Origin of the sequence: Actinomadura sp. 9N407 (assembly GCF_044326315.1) — a bacterium.
In the GTDB taxonomy this organism is placed as follows: Bacteria; Actinomycetota; Actinomycetes; order Streptosporangiales; family Streptosporangiaceae; genus Spirillospora.
Map to the genome: position 1 here is coordinate 95,555 of NZ_JBIRAW010000028.1, position 21,175 is coordinate 116,729.

Here is a 21,175-nt window from a genome sequence, read left to right on the forward strand (position 1 = left end):
GCGCCGTACGCGCGGCTACATCGACGCCATCTTGCCCTGACCGACGCCGTTCTGGCGGGCCGCGGTCTGACCGGCAGGAGCGTCCCAGTCGATCCGGAAGCGCTGCTCGGTCCCGAGCGCACGCTCCGGCGTGAGGAACGTGCGGGTCGCCACCGGCATCATCAGCTTCATCATGCCCAGCGCCACCGGCCCGAGCGTCTTGCTGCTGTTGGTCTTGGCCGCCCGTGCCGCGACCTTCTGCACCCGGTCGCGCCGTAGCGCCTCGTACGCGGCGAACGCGTCCGCGAGATCGGGCAGGTCGCGCAGGCACCGGGCCAGCTCGACCGCGCTCTCGGCGGCGAGCGACGCACCCTGGCCCGAACTCGGCGACGGCGCGTGCACGGAGTCCCCGACCAGGACCATCCGGTCCCGGTGCCAGCGCGGCACCTTCGGCATGATCTCGACCGTGCCCAGCACGAACAGCCTGTCCGCCGGGGTGCCCTCCACCAGCTCCCGCCCCGGAAGGTCGTCGGCGTAGATCTCGCGGAGCCGCCGCATCCACTCCTCGCTGGACGTCTCGCGCGCCCCAGCGGACGTCATCGGCTCCGCGTGCGGGATATTGCCGAACCACGCGGTCGTCCCGTCGGGCTGCGACCAGTACCCGAGGAACGCCCGCTTGCCGAACACGAAGTACGACGTCCCGGGCTCGGCGTCCACCGCGAAGTCCGAGGTACCGCCGAGATTGAGCAGCGGCACATGGTCCGGGCCCGGCGCGTCGGGATCGATCAGCCCGCGTACCGCCGACCGGATCCCGTCCGCCCCGACGATCAGATCCCCCTCGGCGCCGCTCCCGTCGGCGAACAGCGCGGTGCCGCCCTCGACGCCCACCAGCCGCTTTCCGTACTCGATCCGCACGCCCTCGGCCACGGCCCGCTCGTGCAGGACCCGGTAGAGGTCGGGCCGCCACAGCGCCACACCCGGCGGCAAGGACTCTAGCCCCCGCATGATCCCGATCGGCTTGCCCCTGCCGTCCGCCATGATCGAGTCCCTCATCGGCTGCCCGGCGTCCCGTACGGCCTGGTCGGCGCCGATGATCCGCAGCGCGTCCATCCCGTTGGGCGCGACCGTGAGCATCCCGCCGACACCGTCGGCCGTGCTCGGGTACGCCTCGTACACGACGGCCTCGACGCCCGCCCGCCGCAGCGCCATCGCCGTGACGGGACCGGCGATGCCGCCCCCGATGACCAGTGCTCTCATGCTCGGCTCCCGAAGATCTGCTGCCATTGCCGGAGGTACTCCGGCTCCTTGAGCGACTCCACGAGCCGCCCCACGAAACGGCGTTCGGCGTCCAGCACCGTCAGCCGGTACTCCTCCTCGACCAGGAACACCCACGCCAGCCCCTGGTCGGTGGCGGCCTTGATGCCCGCCCGGGTCTCCTCGGCCGCCGCGTCCAGCGTCTCCAGCCGCCGTCCGAGCAGCTCCACCGCCTCATCGGGGGGAAGCACGCTCAGGAACGACAGCGCCACCCCGAACCGCGGGTACTCCTCCTGAGGCTCGGCGACCAGCTCCCGCAGCCAGTCGTACAGCTCGCCGCGCCCTTCCTCGGTGAGCGCGTAGACCGTCCGCTCCGGCCGCTGGGTGTCCCGTACGGTCTCCTGCTCGACGATGAACCCGGCCTTCTTGAGCTGGTTGACCACCATGTAGAGCGAGCCGCGGCTGTACTTGAAGCTGCGTTGCTTGTCGGTCTCCTTGAGCCGCCGCCCCAGCTCGTACGGGTGCATCGGCTCCCAGAGCAGGAACGCCAGCACCGCCAGCCCCAACGGATTAGCCACCGCACGCCGCGCCACCCAGTCCACCCCAAGCAGTCGAAGAACTATGGTCAGGATCAACTATAAGACCCTGGATAGTCAATACCAACTATTGGAGGGGCCTGTGTTCTACGGGCCGGGAGGCCGCATCGCCGAGCGGGCGAGGCGAAGGACCCCGGCTCGGATCCGTTCTTCGCCGAGTTCCGGCAGGAGTTCGGCTACATGTTCCGCGGCCAGGGCCGCGAGGAGGGCGTGGGCGGTGTGCCCGGGGTCGGGGTCGGCGTGCTCGGGGTCGGATGTGGTGCCGAGCAGGATCGCCGTGTGGCGGTGCCAGAACCGGTAGGCCCCGATCCGGTACCGGGCGCCGGGCGCAGCGGTCTCCGACATCCGGACCAGGGCCAGGTGTCCCAGCAGGTAGTCAAGGTAGGCGTCGATGAACGCGGCGAGGCGTTCGCCTGCCGGCGCGCCGGGGCCGAGGGGTGGCGGTCCGTGCAGGATCGCCTCCTGCAGCACGCGTTCCCGGGTGTCCAGCAGCGCGACCGCCAGCCCGGACTTGTCGCCGAAGCGGCGGAACAGCGTGCCCTTGCCGACGCCGGCCTCCGCCGCCACCTGATCCATGGACACGGCCTCGACGCCGTGTTCGGCGAAGAGCCGGGCGGCGGCCTTCAGTACGGCGGCGCGGTTGCGCGCCGCGTCCGAGCGCTCCTTCGGAGGCGGGGTGCGCAGCAGTTCGAGCGGTATTGCGGATCCGGACTGTGGTCCGCTATCGTTCCGAGGCATAACCGGACTATAGTCCGATCCTCTGGAGGTAGTGGCATGACCGCACTCATCACCCGCGACGAGCTGAAGGCGGCGATCGACGCGGGCACCGTGACCGTCCTCGACGCGCTGGGCGGCGAGTACTACGCCAAGCAGCACCTGCCCGGCGCGCTCGCCCTGGTCCTGGCCGACGTCGACGTCCAGGCGCCCGCCCTGCTCCCCGACCGGAACGCCGCCATCGTCACCTACTGCTCCAACCCGGCGTGCGCCAACAGCGGCCAGGTCGCCGACCGGCTCACCGCTCTCGGCTACACCGATGTCCGCAAGTACCGCGAGGGCATCCAGGACTGGGTGGAGGCCGCCCTCCCCACCGAATCCGCCTGACGTCCACGCAGAGAACGCGGGTACGGGCCCTTGCGCCCGTACCCGCGTTCAGTGGGTCAGCAGTTGCCGGTCGCGGCCTTTCCCGCGAACCGGTCGGTCAGCCATTTCTGCGCGTCGCCGGCTGCCGCGAGCATCGTCAGCGCGTGCTCGGGCGTCATGTACTCCTGCCACTTCAGGTTGGCACCCGCCGCGCACCACTCCTTGTGCAGCGTCCTGGCCTGCGGGGTCGCCACCATCTCGTCGTACACGCCGTGGAACTGGAAGACCGGCACCGACGGCTTGGCGCCGCCACCGAGCCGGTTGGCGCGCAGCTTCTCCTGCCAGGCCGGGGTGTTCATCAGGTCGACGTCGAGGAAGTCCGACATCTTCTTGAACGCGCCCTTGCCCATTGCGAACGCCTCGGTGATGCAGTCGTCGCTCGCGTCCGCCATCAGGGCCTTGCCCTCGGCGTTCAGGTGCTCGTCGAACGGCAGTTCCGGGTACGCGGAGTCCAACCCCACGGCCGCGGCTCCGAGCAGGATGAAGAACAGGCTGCCGTCCAGTCCCTTGGCCACCTCGGCCAGGTCGGCGGGGACACCGCCCGCCACGGCGCCCTTGACGGGAAGTTCGGGAGCGTACTGGCCCTGCAGCTGAGCGGCCCACCCGCTGGACGCGCCGCCCTGGGAGTAACCGGTCACCGCCATGGGCGAGTCCGCGGGAAGCTTGGCGTCCGGAAGTCGGGTGGCGGCCCGCAGCGAGTCGAGGACGGCCTGGCCCTGGGAACGGCCGACCATGTACGTGTGGATGCCGGGCGTACCGAGCTTCTCGTAATCGGTCACGACCACGGCCCAGCCCTTTTCCAGATGGCTGTTGATGAACACGGCCTCGTAGTCGAGCCCCACCGTCAGCCCGTACGAGGGCGCGCACTTGTCACCGAGCCCGTGCGTACCGATGGCGTAGCCGACCACCGGCCGCTTCCCGGTCCCGGTATAGGCCTTCTTCGGTACGAGGACCGTCCCCGTGACCGCGTTCCGCTGGCCCTTGGCATCGGTCGACAGGTACATGATGCGCCAGGCCTGCGCGTTCATGGCGATGCCGGGGGCGAGCTGGGCGGTGACGGGTTGCTTGCGGATGATGTCGCCCGGCTTGCCGGCCGGGAGCGGAGAGGGGGGCTGGTAGAACGGATCCTCCTGCGGCGGCGGGGGAGCGGCGTACGTGGCGGGCGCGTTCAGCGTCACCGCCACCAGAAGCGCGCTCACCAGCGCGGCGAGGACCGACCCGCGTCTCTTGCCTGGTCTCATGGGCAGCCTCTCTTCGGAGCGCGCCGCCCGCGAGGGTGCGGCCCCGGGCGACGTCGCCGAGTGATGGTGCGCCAGAACACAGGTGACGGGCTAGGGACTCAACGTCACAATTAGACCGCCCGTGCACTAAGCAAAGTACAAAATCCCCCGGACATGATAGGTCGCGGAGAGCTACTGTGACGTCACCCTCCGCGAAAGGTGGACGTCATGGCTTCCGCGTTCGGCCCCGAGCACGCGCCTCTCGGTGACCTCGGCGCAGCCCTGCTCATCCTGGACTCGCGGCTCAACGAGCTCCGCGAGGACGCCCCCGCCCCCGACCCGGCCAAGCGGGAACTGCTCGAGCAACTGCTGCGCTCGTACGACCTCGACGGCGTCGACGACGTCCTGAACGGGGCCTGCTCGCTCATCTACCTGTTCATGGAATGGCTCCGCCAGGTCCACGAGGACAACCAGAACGACGTGATGGAGTACGTGATCCCGTACGTCGTCGACACCATGCGCCGGATGCCCCGCAGCATCCGTCCCGAGGCCATCCCCACCATGACCGGCATGCTCACCGCCGCCGCGATCGGCCTCAGCCCCACCCTCTGGCGCAAGCAGTTCGGCCCCTGGACCCCCGCCGAACTGACCGCACTGGAAGTGACCCTCTACATCCTCGCCGACCACATCAACAGGCTGACCGGCGACGACAACGCCGCCACCCAGATGATCGCAAGCCTCCTCGACGCCACCGAATCCGTCTGAGCGGGAACGTTCGGCCGCGCCCGCGCTCTTGCAGGAAACCAGGAATCGGCTCCGCGCCATTCGCATTCCCGTCGACCGCGTTGTCACGATCCAGCCCACGGAGGCCAGGATTCACTGGCAGGACGACAAGGGCACCCGGACCGTGACCACGGTGACCGCGTTCAAGAACGGCCTCAAGGCCAAGGAGCAGATCGTCCGCGCCCACGAGCAGTCGATGAAGGAGATGCGCGACTGGTCCCGCGAGAGCCGCACCCCCGTTGACTCGTGGCGTGTTCGCCTTTGGCATCGCCCGTCGAGGCGAACACGCCACGAGTCAACGTTGGCGGCATCCGCCCCATCAGCGCAGGGACGCCCGCCGGTAGGGTTCGTCCGGGGCGAATCTGGGGGGTTCATGACGGTAGTAGATGCACCGCCCATCGTCTTCGTACACGGGACACGGTTCAGCGCGGGTCAGTGGAGCCCACAGCTCGCCGCGCTCCAAGAGGACTTCCGGGTAGCCGCCGTCGACCTGCCAGGCCACGGCGCCCGCTCGGCTCAACCCTGGAGCCTGGACGCCGCGACGGAGATCATCGCTTCGGCGGTGGACGCGCTCGACCACGGGCCGGCGCTGGTCGTCGGGCACTCGCTCGGCGGATACGCCTCGCTGGAGTTCGCGCGGCGCCGTCCGGAGCAGCTGCGGGGACTGATCCTTACCGGAGCCAGCGCCTCGACTCGCGGCGCGTGGGCAACGCCGTATCGCATGATCCTCGGACTCGTCCCCCGCATACCGGCGGACCGATTGGCCCGCTGGAACGACCGGCTGCTGCGCCGGTTGTATCCCCCTGACGTGGTGGAGGCGACCATCCGTTCCGGCTACGCCTTCCACACCCTGCCGACCGCCTGGGGCGAGGTACTGGGCCGCTTCGACGCTGGTTCGATGCGTCACGTCGCGGCCCCCGTACTCATCCTGAACGGCGAGAAGGACACCGTCTTCCGATCCGGCGAGAGGGACTTCGCCCGCGCGCATCCCCACGCCCGCGTCGAGTTGATCCCGCGAGCCAGACATCTCGCGAACTTCGACGATCCAGAAGCCTTCACCGACGCCGTCAGACGCTTCGCCCTACAGCTCCCCGTTCGCAACTGAGCCAACAACGACCGAGCAACGCCAAGCTGAACGCACGTCCTTGCCGATATCCTGCCCCCGGACGCCGCTCTCCTCGTTGACTCGTGGCGTGTTCGCCTTCAAGGGCGACGGCAGGGGCGAACACGCCACGAGTCAACGTAAGGGGCCCCGCGAGCCAGATGTCCTGTGAGTCTGGCGCGATCAGGCGGGGGTGTGCTCGCCGGTCTTGATGCGACGCGTGAATGATCGCCAGTCAGCGGCACTGAAGGCCAACTTGGGCCCGTTCGGATCCTTGGAGTCTCGGACACCAATCGTGGTGCTCAGGTTTGCTACCTCAACACAGTCACCGCCAGCATGGTCGCTGTGGCTGCTCTTGCGCCAGTGGATGCTTGGCATGTTCTTCATAGGCTCTCCATCAGAGTCCTGATCATGGCCCGCGAATCCTCAATGGGCAACGCGTGACCTCGAAGCAGGTCCCAGCGTACGACCTTGTCCCTGACTCTGGCAGGCCGCTGGATCAACAATCCTTCTCCGGCGGACTCCGTATACGCGATATCTGGCTCATCATCGAAACTGAGAATTGTGAAGCTACCGCCTAGCCCGGCATGGTAACCCACGCTGTTTGGCACGATCTGAACCATGGTGTTTTGGTGTTCCGAGGCGAAAAGTAGGGATCGTAGCTGCTCGCGCATGATGTCCGGGCTTCCGATGATGCGACGTAGCACATTTTCGTCGAGTACGAGCCAACTGCGAGGCGCATTGTCGCGAGTGAGAATCGACTGCCGTTCTATTCGCGATTTGACCAAGTCAGGTGTGCCTGCTCCTTCGATCGCGCCGAGTACGGAACGGGCGTAGTCCTCGGTCTGGAACAGTCCATTGACCAGCAAGGCGCAGTAGATGCGATACGAAGTGGCCTTCTTCTCGCGTTCGGCGTACTCCGGAAATCCGGGTGGCAGTGCAGTGTTCAGTTCGATGTCGTGGGAGAGTTCCCAGAGTCGGTGAAATAGGCCGTCGGTCTTGAAATACGTGTCGAGGTCGTGGGCGCTCTGCTCGGAGATCTTGCGGCCGCTCTCCATGGTGCTGACCCACTGGGGCGTGCATCCCAGAGCATCGGCGAGCTGCTTGGACGTGAGGCCGGCCTCCTTGCGCTTCCGGCGGAGTTCGGTGCCGAAGAAGACGCGGGCCGGGTTGCTGTTCTCGCTCATGGCGTCCTCCGGAGGGGGGTAACCGGACGGCGGGGTGAAGTTGATCTATGACCTGATTGCGGCGTGGTGGGCAATGGTCACTTTCCGAGCTTAAACCCGCCTGTGAGGCTGGTTTCAAGGCCCTTTCGGCGGAAGATTTGCCGCTGATCACCGGAAAACGGACCAATGGGGCCGGCAATTCAGGAGGCGGGAATGTCAATGACCGTGCCCGGATGGCACTGCCAGGCACTCGAACACGGATTGGTCGCTCAGCGGCTCGTCCGGCTGACCGATTACCAGCGACTCAACGGGTGCCTTCCAGAGGTGACCGCCGCGGACGAGGACGAGTTGTGGATTCTCTGCGACGCACAGACCCGGCTGGCCGAGCGCGTGGCCGTGGCCGAGACCGCGAGGAAGCTTCCATGAGCGCCGCCGACGACTTCCGTCCCCGCCCCGATTCCTCGATCGAGATCCACACCCATCTCACGGCCCTGGGGCTGGTTCTCAGGGCGTACGGCTACGCCGTCCAGGCCGTCGCGGGCGGCCTCATCGTACGGAACACGAACACGGGCGGATGCTGCCCCGGACAGCCGTACACGGGTGACACGATCACGTGCCGTGCCCGCCTGGACGACGGGGGCCGGTACTGGTTCTTCACGTCCTGGCGGCAACCGATCGCCCCGGCCGACCGCTACGCCGAGACCCTGGCGTTCATCGAGCGATACCTCGGAACGCCACGATGAACGATCCGCGTACCGGCGCCTGGGATCCCGACCATGCCCAGGCCGCGTACCTCGCCCGGCTGCGCGCCGAGTTCCCCGGCTTCGGCATCATCGCCGACTTCCGCCGTCCACTCTGGATGGCGGTACGCCGCGACATGCTCATCAAGGCCGCCGACGGCCCCAGGCTCCGCGAACATCTCCTAGAGGCATCACGTTCGGTTGACCCGTGGCGTGTTCGCCTCTGAGTCGGCGAAAGAGGGCGAACACGCCACGAGTCAACCGGGGAGGCGGGGCGTGCGGCAGGGCAGTCTCTGGGCGAAGTCGTAGCGGAGCGTTTCGTTCTGATACAGCATGTTCGGCCGAAGGGAGGTTCGGCCGACTTGGCCGGGCCTAGAAAAGGCGATGGGGAGCGGCCCTGTCGGGCGGCTCCCCTACCTTAGCTCGTTGAAGAGCTTAGAGCATTCCCTGTCCGGCGGCTACCGAAAGGTATGACGCGATTACAGTCGGGACCCCTCTCAAGACGCGGGTCTGCGAACTCCGTTGAGGTCACCTATGGGGTGGGCCTGGCAGAACTTCGTGCTGCACGGCGGGTCCACCCGGTCGATCGCGCTGCGCGTCTCGTTCCGTACGGCGGGCCCTGGTCGGGTGGCACTGGATCGCGTGGCGCACCTGGGGTCCGTGTGCGGGTTGTCCTGCCTTGGTGCTCGCGAGATCAGGGTCAGCAGTTGTTGGCAGGGGTCGGGCCGTCGAGGAGGTAGGTGTTGATGGCCTTGGCCGCGCAGCGGTTGTGGGGGTAGGACCCGTGGCCCTCGTCCTGCACTGTCAGGAGGACGCCGACGCCCTGGCCCAGCTCGGCCGCCATGTTCTCGGCACCTGCGTACGGCGTCGTGGGGTCGCCGGTGTTGGCGACGACCAGGATCGGGGGAGCGCCTTTCGCGCTGACGTCGGGAGTGGTGCTCTCGCCTTTGAACGGCCAGTTGAAGCAGAGGTAGACGGTCTTGGCCACGGCTTCGCCGAAGATGGGGGAGGCCGCCTCGATCCGCTTGATCATTTTCTCGAGTCCGGTGAAGCCGGGGCGCAGGCTGGAGTCGGCGCAGGTGATCGCGACAAAGGCGGATGTGCCGTTGCCGCCCGTGGGCTCGGCGCGGGTGTTGACTCCGGTGCGGCGCGCGGAGCCGTGGTCGTAGGCCTCCTTCAGCAACTTGCTGCCGGTGCCCTGATGCCTGACCTCGTTGAGCGCTTGCGCCAGCGGCCACCAGCCTTCTTTGCCGAGATCGAGGTGATTGGCGATGGCGTGGGAAGCCAGGCTCGCGTCGAGTTTCTCGTCGCCGTCGGTGGGCGCGGGCTGTTTCTCGAGCTTGTCCAGCAGTTCGATGATGCGTCGGTCGGCCTGTTGGGGGTCGCGGCCCGTGGGGCAGTCGTCGTAGGCGTTCGCGCAGTGTGCGGCGAATCGGTCGAAGGCGAGATGGACGGCCTTGACCTGGCCGAGGTCACCCTGCAGATGGTTCAGCGTCGGGTCGACGGGTGCTTCGAGTACGAGCCTGCCCACGTTCTTGGGGAACAGGTGGGCGTAGACGCCGCCCAGCCTGGTGCCGTAGGAGACGCCGAAGTAGTTCAGCTTTTCGTCGCCCAGCAGATAGCGCATCAGGTCCAGGTCGCGCGCCGTCTGCGAGGTGCCGATGTAGGGCAGGAGCGCGCCGGAGTGCTTCTTGCAGGCGTCGGCGCCCTCGAACGACTTGTTCCCGCAGCGCACGGGGGCGGTTCTGCCGACACCTCGTGGATCGAAGCTGACCAGGTCGTAACGATCGTCCAGTGCGGCGTAGCCGTCCGCGTACTCGGGCAGGCCCGTGAGGCCGGACTGGCCCGGGCCGCCGAAGTTGAGCAGCAGCGATCCGAGCCGCTCGCGTACCGGTCCGGTGGCCCGTTTCCGGATCATGGCGACGTCGATGGTGTCGCGGCCGGGCCGCCGGTAGTCCAGCGGCGCCTTCATCGTGGCGCACTCCCAGCCCTTGCCCGGGGCCTTGCCGCCGCCCTGCTCCACGGTCGGCGCCGGGCAGGCCGACCAGGTGAGCCGCTGGCCGGTGGTGAAGACCGCGGGCAGTCCCGGTGGCGGGTTCGTCGCCCTTGCCTCGACCCGGCGGGTGCTTTCGGTCGATGCCGATGAACTCGGGTCTCCGATGGCATCGCACCCGGCCGCTGCGGGCACCACGAACACGATGGCGAGCAGGGCGGCGGCAGAACGGCCGCGCGGAGCGGCTGACAAGACAGCAGGCCGCCGGCGATCCAGCCTCGTGTGGAAGGGCCAGGGCATGCGCCCCGAGATCCAGCCCTGCGTACGCATCGGTGAGTCCCCCTGCCCCCGTGACACACCAGAACGCCGTGCCGCTCGAACGTGATGACCCCGAACCTACTGATCACCATTCTTTACTGGCAATTTGGTCAATGTCTCGGCCTCGGCGAGCCGGCCCGCCTCGAACCACCCGGTCCGACTCGCTGGTGGCGGGCCGGATCGCTGGGACCCGGGCCGGCCGCCGGTTTGGGTGAAGATCGTTCGGTCGTCGTGGCGGGCTGTTTGAATTCCGGTCATGACTGACTGGACGCAACTGAGGCACGCCTACGGACGCGCGGACGACGTGCCCGGCATGCTCGACCGGCTCGTCCCCGCCCAGGCGGAGGTGTGGACGGAGCTGTTTTCGGCCATCTGCCACCAGGGGACGGTCTACTCGGCGAGCTTCGCCGCGCTGCCCCGGCTGACGGAACTCGCGCGGGACTGGGAACCGGCCGACCGGCTGCGGCCCCTGTCGGTGGCAGGAAGCATCGTGGCCGGTGCTCATCAGAACCACGGGCTGGGGGACGTTCGCGCCGAGTACGCGGCCGAGATCGCGGAACTGCTGCGCCTGGCCGAGGAGACACTGGAGGCGGTCAGCGGCGAAGTTGGGGAGTCCGGCCTTCTCGACCTGCTTCAGTCCATCCTGGCCTTCGAGGACGTGCCGGTCTGGAGCGAGCGGCTCCGCGAGCTTCGCTCCGGTGAGTTCGAGCTGTACTGCGAGGATTGCGATGGGTTCCTGCACATCTTCCTCGATGGGCCTCCGTTCAGTATCTCTGTCAGCGGAGTCGGGACGGAGGGTGAGGTGGTGCCGGTGGCTCCGGACGATCTCGAACCCCTGGGGCGCCGCCTCTATCTCGCCGCCGAGGCCGCCGCGCAATCGAAGATCATGACTCGGCTGCTCCATCTGTTCGGGAACACTGCGTGCCCGGACTGCGGGAGGGGCTTCCAGGTGGCCGCCGAGGTGGCCGATCAGAGCCGCCGCGGATGACGAAGGCCGTCGCGATACGAGGGGCTCAGCTCGTGTCGATGGAACGCTGCTGGCCCGGATAGCCGGGTTTCTGCTCGGGCAGGCCGACCATTTCGTCGTCGTGGGTCCCCGGCTTCAGGGGCTTGTCGGGCGGGCCCGAAAGCGGGTCGGCGGTGTCGTGGAGCGACTCGTCGATGGGCTTGTCCACCGGGCCGCCCGCGTTCACGCCCTGCGTCTCTACGAGCCAGTCGGCTGAGTCCTGGTCCTTCTCCTCGTGCTTTCGCGACATCTTGTCCCTTTACCCCTGAGAGTCGTTCCATCACGTGAGTCGGTCTGGGCGGGTTCGCGCTGGTGGCGGCAGCGGGGATCAATGAAGGCGCAGGGCTAGGAAGAAGTCGACCCGGTCTTCCAGGCGGGAGAGATTGCGGCCGGTGAGTTCTTCTATCCGCCGGATGCGATAGCGGACGGAGTTGACGTGGAGGTGGAGTTGCTCCGCGCAACGCGTCCAGGAGCCGGAATGCAGCAGGAACGTTTCCAGCGTGCGGACCAGGTCGGCCTTGTGCACGTCGTCGTACGTGACGAGCGGGTCCAGCAGGCGTTCCTTGAACATCTGCCGGACGTCGTCGGGGACGCTGGCCAGCAGGAGTACGTGGGTGGCCAGTTCGTCGTGCCCGACCACGCAGATGGGGCCGGTACGGGCGACGGCGAGGCGGCGGGCGTAGCGGGCTTCGTCCACGGCGCCGCGTAGCTCGCCGGAGGACACGAGGTTGCTCACGCCCACGGCCAGGCCGGTGAGCGCCGGAGACAGCGCGGACAGGGCCCGGCGCAGGCTCGGGGCCAGATCGTCCACGGCCGGGACCAGGGCGATCGCCTCGTCACCGAGGATGCCGATCAGCGGGCGGCTGGGGAGGACCTCGGCCAGGACGGTACGGAGCTCGCCCGGGCGGAGGCCGCCGCCGGCGGTGGCGGCCACGGCGGCGTAGCGGGCGTCCAGGTCGGCGCCCGCGAGCTTGAGATGCGGCAGGACGTCGGAGCCCTCGGCGGCGACCAGGCGGATCAGTTCCTGGGAGAGGCGGCCCTCGGTGCTGAGCCGGTCGTCGAGGCGGGCGCGTTCCAGGGCGACGATGGCGGCGAGTTCGTCGGTGAGGGCGCGGCGTTCGGCGGGCCATTCGGTCCAGTCGCCCTCGCAGGCGATGAACCAGTCGGCCACGCGCGAGGTGGTCTCCTCGGCGACGGGCAGGATCGAGATGCCGCCGGTCTCGCAGGGCAGGCGGGGCGCGCTGAGGTAGGTGCGGGCGAGGGCGGCCGGGTCGGCGTCCAGCGGGGGACCGGCGATCACCCGGCCGGCGGGGGTGAGGACCCAGCAGCGCAGGCCCAGATCGCGGCCGATGAGGTCCAGCACGGGGTCGAGGCCGAGGCCGGCGACCAGCCGGCGGTGCCGGTCGAGGACGGCGCGCAGGTCGGCGGCGCGGGCGGTGGACAGCCGCCGGACGACCTGCTCGGTGATCGTCGCGAACGCCACGTCCTCGGGGACCTGGAACAGCGGCAGCCCGTGCCGCTCGCAGGCCGCGACGAGATCGTCCGGGATGGCGCCGCGCGCCAGGTCCCAGGCGGCCAGGCCGGAGACGCCGGATCCGGCCAGGGCACTGACGAAGGTCTCGGAGTCGTCCGGGCCGTTCCACCAGACCAGCCCGGTCAGGACGAGCTCCCGGCCGCTGAGGTAGCGGCTGGGATCGATGAGGTCGGTGGTGACGACCCAGCGGATCTCGCGGTCCAGGCCCTCTTCACCCGTGACGGCCCGGAGCCGCAGGTCGGGCATCGCCAGCAGGGAACGCAGCTTCATGGGCCTCCCGGTTCATGCGCTTGGCGGGCCTTCTTGGAGCAACGCACGAAAACTACCCGCTGGGTGGGCATGTAGTTCGGATGTCCTGTCTCTCGACCGGGCAGGAGGCCCCTGTGTGTACTGCAAGAGCGCGTAACCGCGGAGCGGAGGTGGGGAACGTGGCCGTGGAGGAGTTCAACGCGCTGCCGGCGCGGGAGGCGGAGTCCGCGCTGCTGAGCTGCTGCGCGTCCCGCCGGTGGGCTTTGGCGGTCGCGGGACGGCGCCCGTACGGGAGCGTGGACGAGCTGCGTTCGGCGGCGGCGTTCGAGCTGGCCGCGCTGGAGTGGGCCGACATCGAGGAGGCGCTCGGCGCGCATCCCCGCATCGGCGAACGGGCGAAGGGCGGCGGCCGGGAGGCCTCCTGGTCCAGGGACGAGCAGTCCGGGGTGGACGGGGAGGCGCGGGCCGCCCTGATCGAGGGCAACCGGCGGTACGAGGAGCGCTTCGGCCATGTCTTCCTGATCTGCGCCACCGGGCTCGGAGCGGGAGAGATGCTCGCGGCCCTGGAGAAGCGGCTGGCGGGCGACGACGCCGAGGCCGAACGGATCGTGGTGCGGGTGGAGCTGGGAAAGATCGTGCGGTTGCGCCTGGACAAGCTGCTGGAGAGGGGCTGATTCCGCGTGGGCATCGTTCTCGGCCCGAACCGGTACGGAAAGGCGGAGACCCGGGTCGTACGGGTCACCAGGGAAGGCGATGTCCATCACCTGCGGGACCTGAACGTGAGCGTCCTGCTCTCCGGCGACATGGCCGACGTCCATCTGACCGGGGACAACGCGGCGGTGCTGCCCACGGATTCGCAGAAGAACACCGTTTTCGCGTTCGCGAAGAAGCACGGCATCGGGCGGATCGAGGAATTCGGGCTGCTGCTCGCCCGGCATTTCGTGGACTCCCAGCCGCCCATCACCCATGCCCGGGTGGAGATCGAGGAGTACGGCTGGCAGCGGGTCCAGGGCGGGCACTCGTTCGTCCGTTCGGCGACCGAGGTCCGCACGGCGCTGGTCCACAGCGACGGTACGAGCAGCGTCGGCGACCACAGGAACGAGTCGGTTGTGTCCGGCCTCAAGGATCTGGTGGTGCTCAACACGACCGGCAGCGAGTTCCACGGCTTCATCCAGGACGAGTACACGACCCTCCAGCCGACCGATGACCGGATCCTGGCGACGGCCGTGACCGCGCGGTGGCGGCACAAGAGCACCGACGCGGATTTCGATCCCTCGTTCAGGGAAGTACGGCGCTGCCTGCTGGAGGCGTTCGCCGGAACGCACAGCCTGTCGTTGCAGCAGACGCTCTACCAGATGGGCCGCCGGGTCCTGGAGGAGCGGGACGAGATCTGCGAGGTCCGGCTGACGATGCCCAACAAGCACCATTTCCTGGTCGATCTGGAGCCCTTCGGAATGGACAACGACAACGAGGTCTACGTCGCGGCCGACCGGCCGTACGGGCTCATCGAGGGCGGCGTGCGCAGCGACGGCGCCCCCGAAGAACCGGCCGCCTGGAGCTAGGGGGATTCTGGAGATATGGACTTCCTGCGTCCCATGACCTGGGAGGACGCGCTCGCCGCGCGGGCCGCGCATCCCGGCGCGCTGCCCGTCCAGGGCGGCACGGACGTGATGGTCGAGATCAACTTCGATGCCCGTCGGCCGGACGCGCTGCTGGACCTGAACCCGGTCCGCGAGCTGGCCGGGTGGGAGATGGCCGACGGGCGCCTGAGGGTCGGGGCGGGCGTCACGTACACCCGCCTGATCGCGGAGCTGGGCGATCACCTGCCGGGCCTGGCCCAGGCGTCGCGGACCGTCGGCTCGCCGCAGATCCGCAACCGGGGGACGGTCGGCGGCAACCTCGGCGCCGCCTCGCCCGCCGGGGACGCGCATCCGCCGCTGCTGGCCGGCGACACGGTGATCGAGATCGAGTCGGCGGCGCGCGGCATCCGGATGATCCCCGCGGCCGAGTTCTACACCGGGGTGAAGCGCAGCGTGCTGGAGCCGGACGAGCTGATCCGCGCGTTCTGGACGGTCCCCGCGACCGGACCGCAGTACTTCTCCAAGATCGGTACCCGGAACGCGATGGTGATCGCCGTCTGCTCGTTCGCGATCGCGCTGCATCCGGAGGAGCGGCGCGCCGGGACCGGCCTGGGCTCGGCGGCACCGACGCCGCGCCGTGCCACCGCCGCCGAGCGGTTCCTGAACGCCGAGCTGGACTGGGAGGGACGGTCCCCACTGTCACCGGCCACCGCCCGGCACTTCGGCGAGCTGGTGGGCCAGGCCGCCGCGCCGATCGACGACGTCCGGGGGACCGCCGCCTACCGCGGCCACGCGCTGGCCGTGATGGCGCGGCGCACGCTCACCTGGGCCTGGAACGACTACGCCGGTATCGGGGACCGGAGGGAGGCGTCCTGATGCGAGTGAACCTCATCGTGAACGGGTCGAAGGAGACCGTCGATGACGTCTGGGAGGGCGAGAGCCTGCTGTACGTGCTGCGCGAGCGGATGGGCCTGCCGGGCTCCAAGAACGCCTGCGAGCAGGGCGAATGCGGATCCTGCACGGTCTACCTCGACGGCGTTCCGGCTTGCGCGTGCCTGGTGGCCGCCGGACAGGCCGAAGGCCGCGAGGTCCGTACCGTCGAGGGGCTCGCGGACGAGGGCCTGCCCGGACCCGAACGGCTCGATCCCGTCCAGCGGGCGTTCGTGGAGGCGGGCGCCGTCCAGTGCGGCTTCTGCACGCCGGGACTGATCGTTCAGGCGCACGATCTGATCGGCCGCGTCCCCGATCCGTCCGACGCCGAGATCCGGGAGGCGCTGGCGGGCAACCTGTGCCGCTGTACCGGCTACGAGAAGATCCTGGACGCGGTACGCCTCGCCGCCGCCGAGCGCAACCGGAGCACGGCATGACCACGATCCCGATCACCACGGTCATCGAGAACGCCCATGTCGTCACGGTCTCCGGTGAGGAGCACCCGTCCGGCCACGTCGTCGTCGAAGGCGACCGGATCACCGCCGTCGGCCCCGGCCCGGCACCGCCCGCCGAAGGCGCGGAGCGCGTCGACGGCACCGGCTGCCTGCTCACACCCGGGCTGATCAACACCCACCACCACCTCTACCAGTGGGCCAGCCAGGGCATGGCGACCGACAGCACGCTCTTCGACTGGCTGGTGACGCTCTACCGGCCCTGGTCGAAGATGGACGCCGAGGTCGTACGGGGCGCGGCGAGCGCGGGGCTCGGCTGGCTGGCCAAGTCGGGCTGCACGACCTCCACCGACCACCACTACGTGTTCCCGAAGGGGCGCGGGGATCTGTTCGCGGCCGAGATCGAGGCGGCCGCCGAGCTGGGCGTCCGGTTCCATCCGTGCCGGGGGTCGATGGACCGCGGTCGGTCGCAGGGCGGGCTGCCGCCGGACGAGGTGGTCGAGGACCTGGACACGATCCTGGCCGAGACCGAGGCGGCGATCGACACCTACCACGACGCCTCGTTCGGCTCGATGCTGCGGATCGCGGTGGCGCCCTGCTCGCCGTTCTCGGTCAGCCGCGAGCTGCTGGTCGAGTCGGCCCGGCTGGCGCGGGCCAAGGGCGTACGGTTGCACACCCACCTCGCCGAGACCCTCGACGAGGAGGAGCACACCCAGGAGCAGTTCGGCATGACGCCGGCCGAGTACATGGACTCCCTGGGCTGGCTCGGCGACGACGTCTGGCTCGCGCACTGCGTCCACCTGCACGACTCGGACGTGAAGCGGCTCGCCGAGACCCGTACCGGAACGGCCCACTGCCCCAGCTCGAACGCGCGCCTGGGCGCCGGCATCGCCCGCGTCTCGCACCTGCTGGAGGCGGGCGCGGCGGTCGGGCTCGGCGTGGACGGCTCCGCGTCCGCCGAGATGGTGCCGCTCGCCGGGGAGATCCGGCAGGCGATGTACATGCAGCGGGCCCGGTACGGCCCGTCCGCGCTGACCGCCCGCCAGGCCCTGGAGATGGCCACCCTGGGCGGCGCCCGCTGCCTGGGCCGGGCGGACGAGATCGGCACGCTGGAGCCCGGCAAGCTCGCCGACCTGGCGCTCTGGCGGCTGGACGGCTTCTACGAGGCCATCGACGACCCAGTGGTGGCGTTCGCGTACGGGCGGACGCCGCCACTGGCCCGGCTCATGGTCGGCGGGCGGACGGTCGTCCAGGACGACACGCTCGTCACCGTCCCGCAGGACGAGGTCGGCCGCCGCGGCGCCGACGCCCACCGCCGCCTGATGCGCCTGGCCGAGGAGGTCCTGTGACGCACCGCGATCACCTTCCCGTTGACTCGTGGCGTGTTCGCCCTTCCACCCCGTCGAATAAGGCGAACACACCACGAGTCAACGAACGGGAGCGGGGGCGGCTGGGTGGAGTGGGAGAGAGCTCGCGGCGGCCGGATGGGACGCTGAAGGTCGCGGGGGAGTTCGCGTACGCGTCCGACCTGTGGATGGACGGGATGCTCTGGGGCGCGACGCTGCGCAGCCCGCATCCCCGGGCGCTGATCCGTTCGATCGACATCGGACCGGCGCTGGCGACGCCCGGCGTGCACGCCGTACTGACGCACGAGGACGTTCCGGGACGGAAGTTGTACGGGCTCGACGACCCCGCCGACCAGCCGGTCCTGGCGATCGGCGAGGTACGGCACCAGGGCGAGCCGATCGTGATCGCCGCCGCCGACCATCCCGAGATCGCCCGCCGCGCGCTGGGGCGGATCGTGATCGAGTGGGAGGTCCTGGAGCCGATCACCGACCCGCGCGCCGTGATCGCCGACCCCGAACGCCTCAAGGTCCAGGACCGCGGCGGCATCACCCGCCATCAGCCGGTCCGGGTCGGCGATGTCGAACGGGCGCGCGCGCAGGCGCCGGTGGTCGTCACCGGCGAGTACGAGGTCGGCATCCAGGACCAGGCGTTCCTCGGCCCCGAGGCGGGCCTGGCCGTACCCGCCGACGACGGCGGCCTCGATCTCTACGTCTCCACCCAGTGGCTGCACAACGACATCCGGCAGATCGCCCCCTGCCTCGGCCTGGACGAGGACCGGATCCGGATGACGCTGGCCGGGGTCGGCGGCGCGTTCGGCGGGCGCGAGGACCTGTCGATGCAGGTCCACGCGGGGATGCTGGCGCTGCGCACCGGGCGTCCGGTCAAGATGTCGTACGACCGGTACGAGTCGTTCTTCGGCCACGTGCACCGGCATCCGGCGTGGATGCGGTACGAGTACGGCGCCACCGAGGACGGCCGGCTGCTGTACGCCGATGTCGAGATCATCCTGGACGGCGGCGCGTACACCTCGTCCACGAGCAACGTCGTCGGCAACGCCGCCTCGCTCGGCGTCGGCCCGTACGAGATCCCCGACATCAGGATCGACGCGTACGGTGTCTACACCAACAACCCGCCCTGCGGCGCGATGCGCGGCTTCGGCGCCGTCCAGGCATGCTTCGCGTACGAGTCGATGATGGACCGGCTCGCGGCGGCCTGCGGGATCGGGCCGCTGGAGGTCCGCCGCCGCAACGCCGTACGGCAGGGATCGGCCCTCGCGACCGGCCAGGTCATCGACTCGCCGGCGCCGATGGCCGAGATGCTGGACCGATTGGAGGCGATGCCTCCGCCCGCGCCGATTCCCGCGCCCGCGAACGGTTTCGATCTGCGCGACCTTCCCGGCGGGGTATCGCAGACCACGCACGGCGAGGGCGTCGTACGCGGCGTCGGCTACGGCGTCGGGATCAAGAACATCTGCTTCTCCGAGGGCTTCGACGACCTGTCCACGGCCCGGGTCCGGCTGGAGGTGATCGGCGGCGAGCCCACCGCGCTGGTGCACACCGCCGCCGCCGAGGTCGGGCAGGGCCTGGTCACGATCCAGGCCCAGATCGCCCGGACCGAACTGGGCGTCGAGAAGGTCACCGTCCAGCCCGCCGACAACCAGGTCGGCGACGCGGGCTCCAGCTCCGCGTCCCGCCAGTCGTACATGTCGGGCGGCGCGGTCAAGACGGCCTGCGAGGCCGTCCGGGCGAGCCTGCTCGACCTCGCCGCGTGGCGGCTCGGCCGCGAGCGCGCCGATCTCGACCTGGCCGGCGGCAAGATCGTGTCCCGTACGGCCGGTGCCGTCGCCTCCATCGAGGAGATCCTCGGTACGGACGCGATCGAGGAGACCCGCGAGTTCCACCACCGTCCGACCACCGCGCTCGACCCCGTCACCGGGCAGGGCCGCAGCCACACCCAGCTGGCCCTGTGCGTCCACCGCGCCGTCGTCGACGTGGACGTCGAGCTGGGCCTGATCAAGGTCGTGGAGATGGCCGCCGTCCAGGACGTCGGCAGGATCATCAACCGGCAGGCGCTCGAAGGGCAGATCCACGGCGGCTCCGCCCAGGGCCTCGGGCTGGCCGTGATGGAGGAGATCGTGGTCGCGGACGGGAAGGTCCGCAACCCCTCGTTCACCGACTACCTGATCCCCACCATCCTCGACATGCCGCCGATGAAGCTCGACATCCTGGAGTACCCCGATCCGCACGCCCCGTACGGTCTGCGCGGCGCCGGCGAGCCGCCCACGCTCTCCTCCACGCCCGCCATCGTCGCCGCCATCCGCGACGCCACCGGCCGAGCCCTCACCCGCGTGCCCGTACGCCCCGAGCACATCGTCGGCACCGAGGCCCCGTGAGTGGGGGCACTGTGAATAGGGGCCCCGTGACGGAGGCACTGTGAGCGGCGAAGGCGGACCACCCGATCTAGTGATCAGGTCGTCGCGGGTGGTGCTCCCGGACGGCGAGCGCCCGGCGACGGTCGTCGTGCGGGACGGCCGGATCGCCGCCATCACCGAGGAGGCGGGGCAGCGGCCCGATGTCGATCTGGGCGAGATCGCCCTGCTCCCCGGCCTCGTCGACACCCACGTCCACATCAACGAGCCCGGCCGTACCGAATGGGAGGGCTTCGCGTCCGCGACCCGGGCCGCCGCGACCGGAGGCGTGACGACCCTGATCGACATGCCGCTCAACTCGCTGCCGCCCACGACGACGCCGTCCGCGCTCGCGGTCAAGCGGGACGCGGCGCGCGGCGCCGTGTACGTGGACGTCGGGTTCTGGGGCGGCGCCGTCCCCGGCAACGTGCCGTCACTGCTCCCGCTGCACGGCGCCGGGGTCTTCGGGTTCAAGTGCTTCACCTCCGACTCCGGCGTACCGGAGTTCCCGCCGCTGCCGTACGAGGCGATGCGTGAGGCCTGCGCGCGGATCGCCGCTTTCGATGGCCTGATGATCGTCCACGCCGAGGACCCGGCGACGCTGTCCGAGCCGGGCGACGGCGGCTACCCGGCGTTCCTCGCCGCCCGCCCACCGGACGCCGAACGGCGCGCGGTCGAGCAGGTCATCGCCCTGGTGGAGGAGACCGGTGTACGGGCGCACATCCTGCATCTGTCCGCCGCCGCGTGCGTGGAGCCGCTGGCCGAGGCACAGTCGCGCGGCCTGCCGGTGACCGCCGAGACCTGCCCGCACTACCTGACCCTGGCCGCCGAGGACGTCCCTGGCTCCGAGTCGACCGCCTTCAAATGCTGCCCGCCCATCCGCGACGCCGGAAACCGCGAGGAGCTGTGGCAGGGCCTGGAGAACGGGGTGATCTCCTGCGTCGTCACCGACCATTCACCCTGTACGCCCGAACTCAAGCGCGGTGACTTCGCGACCGCCTGGGGCGGAATCTCGTCCATCCAGCTCGGGCTGTCCGCCGTATGGACCGCCGCACGCGCGCGCGGGCACGGCCTGGACGCGGTAGTGCGCTGGATGGCCGAAGGCCCCGCCGCCCTGGCCGGACTGCACGCGCGCAAGGGACGCATCGCCGTGGGCGCCGACGCCGACCTCGTGGCCTTCGACCCCGACGCGACGTTCGTCGTCGACCCGTCCGGACTACTGCACCGCCATCCGCACACCCCGTACGCGGGCCGTTCGCTCACCGGCGCCGTCCAGACGGCCTGGCTGCGCGGCCAGGCCATCGACATCGACGGCCCACCGCGCGGCGAACTGCTCGACCGCCCATGAAATAGGCACGCCCTTGAACGGAGCATCGCTC

At 69.7% G+C, this 21,175-nt stretch carries 23 protein-coding genes; 14 read left to right on the top strand and 9 right to left on the bottom strand.

Annotation, left to right across the window (positions count from 1 at the left end; translation table 11 throughout):
• Positions 1 to 15: 15 nt before the first annotated feature.
• The 3 genes from ACH34Q_RS34255 to ACH34Q_RS34265 form a co-directional block, all read right to left on the bottom strand.
• On the bottom strand, positions 16 to 1,236 hold the full coding sequence (locus ACH34Q_RS34255) for an FAD-dependent oxidoreductase (protein WP_395987285.1): 1,221 nt from the start codon (positions 1,234 to 1,236) through the stop codon (positions 16 to 18).
• Entirely contained in the window at positions 1,233 to 1,811 is a 579-nt protein-coding gene (locus ACH34Q_RS34260; RefSeq protein WP_395987286.1) for a PadR family transcriptional regulator, read from the bottom strand. The genes ACH34Q_RS34255 and ACH34Q_RS34260 overlap by 4 nt, the downstream gene beginning before the upstream one ends.
• Before the next feature lie 105 nt (positions 1,812 to 1,916).
• Positions 1,917 to 2,567: a TetR/AcrR family transcriptional regulator gene (locus tag ACH34Q_RS34265; protein WP_395987287.1), complete on the bottom strand. Its 651-nt coding sequence runs from the start codon at positions 2,565 to 2,567 to the stop codon at positions 1,917 to 1,919.
• Positions 2,568 to 2,603: 36 nt separating this feature from the next.
• Here ACH34Q_RS34265 and ACH34Q_RS34270 point away from each other — a divergent pair, with 36 nt between their 5' ends.
• The gene (locus ACH34Q_RS34270) at positions 2,604 to 2,930 is read left to right on the top strand and encodes a rhodanese-like domain-containing protein (protein WP_395987288.1); all 327 of its coding nucleotides are present in this window, start codon (positions 2,604 to 2,606) and stop codon (positions 2,928 to 2,930) included.
• A 56-nt stretch (positions 2,931 to 2,986) separates the two neighbouring features.
• Here ACH34Q_RS34270 and ACH34Q_RS34275 read toward each other — a convergent pair whose 3' ends face one another.
• A complete protein-coding gene (locus tag ACH34Q_RS34275) occupies positions 2,987 to 4,210 on the bottom strand; it encodes a lipase family protein (RefSeq protein WP_395987289.1) in 1,224 nt (407 codons plus the stop codon).
• A 207-nt stretch (positions 4,211 to 4,417) separates the two neighbouring features.
• Between ACH34Q_RS34275 and ACH34Q_RS34280 the strand changes: the two genes are divergently transcribed.
• Positions 4,418 to 4,954 carry a hypothetical protein gene (locus ACH34Q_RS34280; protein WP_395987290.1) on the top strand — a complete coding sequence of 179 codons (537 nt, stop codon included), beginning with the start codon at positions 4,418 to 4,420 and terminating at the stop codon, positions 4,952 to 4,954.
• Between the two features lie 391 nt (positions 4,955 to 5,345).
• Positions 5,346 to 6,077: an alpha/beta fold hydrolase gene (locus ACH34Q_RS34285; RefSeq protein ID WP_395987291.1), complete on the top strand. Its 732-nt coding sequence runs from the start codon at positions 5,346 to 5,348 to the stop codon at positions 6,075 to 6,077.
• 180 nt (positions 6,078 to 6,257) lie between these two features.
• Here the strand turns inward: ACH34Q_RS34285 and ACH34Q_RS34290 are convergent, their stop codons facing one another.
• Both ACH34Q_RS34290 and ACH34Q_RS34295 read right to left on the bottom strand, forming a co-directional pair.
• Positions 6,258 to 6,461, bottom strand: coding sequence for a DUF397 domain-containing protein (locus ACH34Q_RS34290; protein ID WP_395987292.1), 204 nt, complete (start codon positions 6,459 to 6,461; stop codon positions 6,258 to 6,260).
• Positions 6,458 to 7,261 (bottom strand): helix-turn-helix domain-containing protein, encoded by an 804-nt coding sequence (locus tag ACH34Q_RS34295; RefSeq protein WP_395987293.1) that lies wholly within the window; start codon positions 7,259 to 7,261, stop codon positions 6,458 to 6,460. The genes ACH34Q_RS34290 and ACH34Q_RS34295 overlap by 4 nt, the downstream gene beginning before the upstream one ends.
• A 192-nt stretch (positions 7,262 to 7,453) precedes the next feature.
• On the opposite strand from ACH34Q_RS34295, the gene ACH34Q_RS34300 reads away from it, so the two are divergent.
• From ACH34Q_RS34300 to ACH34Q_RS34310, 3 genes are read left to right on the top strand one after another with little or no spacing between them, the layout of a single operon-like run.
• The gene (locus ACH34Q_RS34300; protein WP_395987294.1) at positions 7,454 to 7,666 is read left to right on the top strand and encodes a hypothetical protein; all 213 of its coding nucleotides are present in this window, start codon (positions 7,454 to 7,456) and stop codon (positions 7,664 to 7,666) included.
• Positions 7,663 to 7,983 carry a hypothetical protein gene (locus ACH34Q_RS34305; RefSeq protein WP_395987295.1) on the top strand — a complete coding sequence of 107 codons (321 nt, stop codon included), beginning with the start codon at positions 7,663 to 7,665 and terminating at the stop codon, positions 7,981 to 7,983. Before ACH34Q_RS34300 ends, ACH34Q_RS34305 begins: the two co-directional genes overlap by 4 nt.
• Complete coding sequence (locus ACH34Q_RS34310) at positions 7,980 to 8,207, top strand: hypothetical protein (protein WP_395987296.1); 228 nt, start codon at positions 7,980 to 7,982, stop codon at positions 8,205 to 8,207. Before ACH34Q_RS34305 ends, ACH34Q_RS34310 begins: the two co-directional genes overlap by 4 nt.
• 473 nt (positions 8,208 to 8,680) lie before the next feature.
• Here ACH34Q_RS34310 and ACH34Q_RS34315 read toward each other — a convergent pair whose 3' ends face one another.
• The gene (locus ACH34Q_RS34315) at positions 8,681 to 10,225 is read right to left on the bottom strand and encodes an alpha/beta hydrolase (protein WP_395987297.1); all 1,545 of its coding nucleotides are present in this window, start codon (positions 10,223 to 10,225) and stop codon (positions 8,681 to 8,683) included.
• Positions 10,226 to 10,547: 322 nt separating this feature from the next.
• On the opposite strand from ACH34Q_RS34315, the gene ACH34Q_RS34320 reads away from it, so the two are divergent.
• Positions 10,548 to 11,279, top strand: a complete 732-nt coding sequence (locus ACH34Q_RS34320; RefSeq protein WP_395987298.1) for a hypothetical protein — start codon at positions 10,548 to 10,550, stop codon at positions 11,277 to 11,279.
• A 25-nt stretch (positions 11,280 to 11,304) separates the two neighbouring features.
• Here ACH34Q_RS34320 and ACH34Q_RS34325 read toward each other — a convergent pair whose 3' ends face one another.
• A complete protein-coding gene (locus tag ACH34Q_RS34325; protein WP_395987299.1) occupies positions 11,305 to 11,547 on the bottom strand; it encodes a hypothetical protein in 243 nt (80 codons plus the stop codon).
• A gap of 78 nt (positions 11,548 to 11,625) precedes the next feature.
• The gene (locus ACH34Q_RS34330; RefSeq protein ID WP_395987300.1) at positions 11,626 to 13,101 is read right to left on the bottom strand and encodes a PucR family transcriptional regulator; all 1,476 of its coding nucleotides are present in this window, start codon (positions 13,099 to 13,101) and stop codon (positions 11,626 to 11,628) included.
• Positions 13,102 to 13,250: 149 nt separating this feature from the next.
• Between ACH34Q_RS34330 and uraD the strand changes: the two genes are divergently transcribed.
• From uraD to allB, 7 genes are all read left to right on the top strand, one after another.
• Positions 13,251 to 13,754 (top strand): 2-oxo-4-hydroxy-4-carboxy-5-ureidoimidazoline decarboxylase, encoded by a 504-nt coding sequence (gene uraD, locus ACH34Q_RS34335; protein WP_395987301.1) that lies wholly within the window; start codon positions 13,251 to 13,253, stop codon positions 13,752 to 13,754.
• Positions 13,755 to 13,760: 6 nt separating this feature from the next.
• On the top strand, positions 13,761 to 14,642 hold the full coding sequence (gene pucL / locus ACH34Q_RS34340) for a factor-independent urate hydroxylase (RefSeq protein ID WP_395987302.1): 882 nt from the start codon (positions 13,761 to 13,763) through the stop codon (positions 14,640 to 14,642).
• Between the two features lie 15 nt (positions 14,643 to 14,657).
• Positions 14,658 to 15,536, top strand: a complete 879-nt coding sequence (locus tag ACH34Q_RS34345) for an FAD binding domain-containing protein (protein ID WP_395987303.1) — start codon at positions 14,658 to 14,660, stop codon at positions 15,534 to 15,536.
• Positions 15,536 to 16,027: a (2Fe-2S)-binding protein gene (locus ACH34Q_RS34350; protein WP_395987304.1), complete on the top strand. Its 492-nt coding sequence runs from the start codon at positions 15,536 to 15,538 to the stop codon at positions 16,025 to 16,027. Before ACH34Q_RS34345 ends, ACH34Q_RS34350 begins: the two co-directional genes overlap by 1 nt.
• Positions 16,024 to 17,391 carry an 8-oxoguanine deaminase gene (locus ACH34Q_RS34355; RefSeq protein WP_395987305.1) on the top strand — a complete coding sequence of 456 codons (1,368 nt, stop codon included), beginning with the start codon at positions 16,024 to 16,026 and terminating at the stop codon, positions 17,389 to 17,391. The genes ACH34Q_RS34350 and ACH34Q_RS34355 overlap by 4 nt, the downstream gene beginning before the upstream one ends.
• 110 nt (positions 17,392 to 17,501) lie before the next feature.
• Positions 17,502 to 19,781, top strand: a complete 2,280-nt coding sequence (pucD, locus tag ACH34Q_RS34360) for a xanthine dehydrogenase subunit D (RefSeq protein ID WP_395987306.1) — start codon at positions 17,502 to 17,504, stop codon at positions 19,779 to 19,781.
• A gap of 40 nt (positions 19,782 to 19,821) precedes the next feature.
• Positions 19,822 to 21,144 (top strand): allantoinase AllB, encoded by a 1,323-nt coding sequence (allB, locus tag ACH34Q_RS34365; RefSeq protein ID WP_395987307.1) that lies wholly within the window; start codon positions 19,822 to 19,824, stop codon positions 21,142 to 21,144.
• Positions 21,145 to 21,175 lie beyond the last annotated feature (31 nt).

What these genes read in the sequence shown, in the direction of transcription:
- ACH34Q_RS34255 (WP_395987285.1), bottom strand. Translation starts at nt 1,236, where the DNA reads ATGAGAGCACTGGTCATCGGGGGCGGCATCGCCGGTCCCGTCACGGCG.
- ACH34Q_RS34265 (WP_395987287.1), bottom strand. Translation starts at nt 2,567, where the DNA reads ATGCCTCGGAACGATAGCGGACCACAGTCCGGATCCGCAATACCGCTC.
- ACH34Q_RS34270 (WP_395987288.1), top strand. Translation starts at nt 2,604, where the DNA reads ATGACCGCACTCATCACCCGCGACGAGCTGAAGGCGGCGATCGACGCG.
- ACH34Q_RS34275 (WP_395987289.1), bottom strand. Translation starts at nt 4,210, where the DNA reads ATGAGACCAGGCAAGAGACGCGGGTCGGTCCTCGCCGCGCTGGTGAGC.
- ACH34Q_RS34280 (WP_395987290.1), top strand. Translation starts at nt 4,418, where the DNA reads ATGGCTTCCGCGTTCGGCCCCGAGCACGCGCCTCTCGGTGACCTCGGC.
- ACH34Q_RS34285 (WP_395987291.1), top strand. Translation starts at nt 5,346, where the DNA reads ATGACGGTAGTAGATGCACCGCCCATCGTCTTCGTACACGGGACACGG.
- ACH34Q_RS34290 (WP_395987292.1), bottom strand. Translation starts at nt 6,461, where the DNA reads ATGAAGAACATGCCAAGCATCCACTGGCGCAAGAGCAGCCACAGCGAC.
- ACH34Q_RS34295 (WP_395987293.1), bottom strand. Translation starts at nt 7,261, where the DNA reads ATGAGCGAGAACAGCAACCCGGCCCGCGTCTTCTTCGGCACCGAACTC.
- ACH34Q_RS34300 (WP_395987294.1), top strand. Translation starts at nt 7,454, where the DNA reads ATGTCAATGACCGTGCCCGGATGGCACTGCCAGGCACTCGAACACGGA.
- ACH34Q_RS34305 (WP_395987295.1), top strand. Translation starts at nt 7,663, where the DNA reads ATGAGCGCCGCCGACGACTTCCGTCCCCGCCCCGATTCCTCGATCGAG.
- ACH34Q_RS34310 (WP_395987296.1), top strand. Translation starts at nt 7,980, where the DNA reads ATGAACGATCCGCGTACCGGCGCCTGGGATCCCGACCATGCCCAGGCC.
- ACH34Q_RS34320 (WP_395987298.1), top strand. Translation starts at nt 10,548, where the DNA reads ATGACTGACTGGACGCAACTGAGGCACGCCTACGGACGCGCGGACGAC.
- ACH34Q_RS34325 (WP_395987299.1), bottom strand. Translation starts at nt 11,547, where the DNA reads ATGTCGCGAAAGCACGAGGAGAAGGACCAGGACTCAGCCGACTGGCTC.
- ACH34Q_RS34330 (WP_395987300.1), bottom strand. Translation starts at nt 13,101, where the DNA reads ATGAAGCTGCGTTCCCTGCTGGCGATGCCCGACCTGCGGCTCCGGGCC.
- ACH34Q_RS34345 (WP_395987303.1), top strand. Translation starts at nt 14,658, where the DNA reads ATGGACTTCCTGCGTCCCATGACCTGGGAGGACGCGCTCGCCGCGCGG.
- ACH34Q_RS34350 (WP_395987304.1), top strand. Translation starts at nt 15,536, where the DNA reads ATGCGAGTGAACCTCATCGTGAACGGGTCGAAGGAGACCGTCGATGAC.
- ACH34Q_RS34355 (WP_395987305.1), top strand. Translation starts at nt 16,024, where the DNA reads ATGACCACGATCCCGATCACCACGGTCATCGAGAACGCCCATGTCGTC.